The sequence below is a fragment of the Streptomyces sp. NPDC059567 genome (assembly GCF_042735655.1).
Taxonomy (GTDB): domain Bacteria; phylum Actinomycetota; class Actinomycetes; order Streptomycetales; family Streptomycetaceae; genus Streptomyces.
Map to the genome: position 1 here is coordinate 30735 of NZ_JBHWBS010000056.1, position 2852 is coordinate 33586.

Annotated in this window: 2 protein-coding genes; both read right to left on the minus strand. The window is 71.6% G+C overall.

Annotated elements, in window-relative coordinates; all coding sequences use genetic code 11:
- Positions 1 to 130 precede the first annotated feature (130 nt).
- Positions 131 to 1636, minus strand: coding sequence for a M23 family metallopeptidase (locus ACFVZW_RS23465; RefSeq protein ID WP_384524423.1), 1506 nt, complete (start codon positions 1634 to 1636; stop codon positions 131 to 133).
- A gap of 290 nt (positions 1637 to 1926) precedes the next feature.
- Positions 1927 to 2706: an esterase/lipase family protein gene (locus ACFVZW_RS23470; protein WP_384524426.1), complete on the minus strand. Its 780-nt coding sequence runs from the start codon at positions 2704 to 2706 to the stop codon at positions 1927 to 1929.
- Positions 2707 to 2852 lie beyond the last annotated feature (146 nt).

The window sequence follows — 2852 nt, forward strand, 5'->3', positions numbered from 1 at the left end:
TAACATCGGTGTGTGGGGGGGGTCTAATTGTAATAACGCAGCGGGGGACCATTTCTTTAAAACCCCCGGGCCGCCCCGCCCCCCCCCCCCCCCGCGGCCGGGGCCCCTCTCGTCGTCTGTGTGCGAAGCGTCAGCCGGTGGGGCTGAGACCGTGGCTGCGCAGCCACGCCTCGGGGTCGATCGCCGCGCCGCCGCCCGGCCGGACCTCGAAGTGGAGGTGCGGGCCGGTGGAATTGCCGGAGTTGCCGGAGTACGCGATGACGTCACCGGCCTTGACCTTGCCGCTGCGGAGCTTGGTGCTGCTCAGATGGCAGTACCAGGTCTCCGTGCCGTCCGCGGCGGTCACGATCGCCATGTTGCCGTAGGCGCTGTTGTACTGGGTGCGGACCGTGCCGTCGGTCGCGGCCATCACCTTCGTGCCGTACTGCACCGGGAAGTCGATGCCGGTGTGCACGGACATCCAGTTGACGCCCGCCTGCCCGTAGCGCGCGCTGAGTTCGTGCAGCTTCACCGGAAGCGCGAACTTCGGACGCAGCGCCTCCTTGCGGGCCGCCTCCTCCTCGCGCTTCTTCTTCTCCGCTTCCTGGCGCAGCTTCAGGTCGATGCGCTCCTGGGTGCGGCTGGCGCGGTCGCCGAAGTCGCGGGCGTCGGCGCTGAGCGCCGCGAGCTGGGTGTCCAGTTCGTTGTTGGCGGCCACCGGCTTGACCGAGGACGGGTCGGCGGCGGCGAGCGCCGTCGTGTCGTCCTTGGTGTCGCCCGCGTCGGCGAGCCCGCCGACCGAGGCGGCCGCGATACCGGCGACGCCCATGACACAGGCGGACGGAACGGCGACGGTCAGCAGCGCGGAGCGCTTGGCGGGCGTACGGCGACGGCCTCGGCTGCCACCGGAGGAACGGCGCACCGGGCGGGCGACGACGGCCGCCGCGCCGACCGCGGACTCCGCGCTCTCGACGGCCGGCTCCTCGGACTCCGCCGGGGGCTCGTAGACGTACTCGTACGTGTACCCGTCCGTGTCCGCGTCCACGTCCGTGTCCGCATACGAGTCCGCGTACGAGTCGTCCTGCGTGAGGGCCTCGAACTGCGCGGTGTGCGCGGTGTGCTCGGGCTGGGTGGCGTACTCGGGCTGGTGCTCGGCCGGCTGCATGGTCTGCTGCTCGGGAACGAACTCGTACTCGGGGGTGTACTGCTGCGGAACGACGGGGTCGGCGACCAGGAGGTCCTGCTCCGGCGCGGCGTAGTTCCAGGCGGTGGCGTCGTACGTACCCGTCTCGAAGGCGGGGGTCGTCCACTGACCGGTGGTGTCGTACGAGGCGAAGTACGCGGTCTCGTACTGCCCGGTCTGCTGCGCCTCGCTCCAGGCGGTCGCGTCCCACTGACCCGTGGCGTCGTACTGACCCGAGACGTCGTACTGGCCGGTGGTGTCGTACTGCTGCGCCATCGGCTGCTGTGCGACGTAGGTGTCGTACGTGCCGGCGTCCCATTGGTGGCTGCCGCTCCACTGAGTGGTGTCGTACTGGCCGCTGTGGCCCGCGTCGTAACCGCCCGGGAGGGCGCCGAAGAGCGGGTCCGTGGCGAAGCCGCCGGTGCTGTGGGCGTCGTCTCCGACGTACCCGGCGTGGGGGTGCTGGTCGTTCACCAACTTCTCTCTCGCCTCGGCGGCAGGACCAGCCCGGGGCGGGCCCGCAGAGGGGTGTCCCGGGGTTAAGCAGTGGCGCGACTGTACCCGGCGGTATACGCAGGCGACAATCTTCCGAGGGTTTTGGGTCCACAGGAAACGGGCAATCGGCCGTGTTTCGGCGGCCCAGGGGAAGAGCTTTGGCTCTGTGTTCGAGGAACGTTCGAAGAACGGACACCTTCTGGCGGGTCGTCAGGCATGTGTGTGCCGGGATATGCGCCGGGTCGCGCGCCGGGGCGGCGGCGCGGGAATCACGCCACGGACGCGGCTCCCGGCTCGGCCTCCGGCGTGGCGGCCGCATCCTCGGAGTCGAGGGCCTCGCGGATCCCGGCGACGACGGTCGGATGCACGGGCAGGGCGAGATGGCCGATCCCGCTGACGCGCACGTTGTGCGCCAGCAGATCGGGGTGGTCGAGCCGTGCGGTCTCCACCGGGACCATCACCTGGTCGAGATCGCTCCAGAAGCTGACACAGCGCGTACGGCAGCCTGGCGCGGGCTCGGCGAGCTCCCGCAGCACCTCGGAGCCGGGGCGCATCTGCCGGATCAGGGGGTGGGCGCCGACCCAGGGCGCCGCGGCGGTGCCGGAGTGCGGGGTGCCGAGCATGACCAGCGTGCGCACCCGTGTGTCACCGCCGAGGCGCTGTACGTAATAACGGGCGATGAGGCCGCCCAGGCTGTGCCCGACGAGGTCGACCTCGCGGTGGCCGGTGCGGGCGCAGAGGTCCTCCACATGGCGGCCGAGCAGCTCGGCGGCGGTGCGAAGGTCAAAAGTGAGCGGAGAGTAGTTGAACGACTCGACGGGGTGACGGCCGTGCCGGGCGAGGGAGCGGCGCAGCAGGACGAAGACCGAGCGGTTGTCGACGAAGCCGTGCAGCAGGACGACCGGCCGGCCGGTGCCCGTCCCCGCCTCCTGGGCGGGCGCGGGGCGCTCGGCGGCGATGCCGGAGGGGTAGAGGATCAGATGGCCGGTGAGGATCGCCAGCTCCAGGGCGTTGGCCTTCAGCGCAGTCGTGACCTTGGTGAGCTCCATCGGCGACCTCCCGAACGGCACGCGGGCGCCGAAACGGCAGTGCGGTGTGGCGGACCGCCCGGGCGGGGGGGGGTCGGCGCGGGGGTGCGGCCACCCCCGAGCGGCGCCCCTGGGCCCCGCCCCGATGTGGCGGGGGGGGCCGGGGT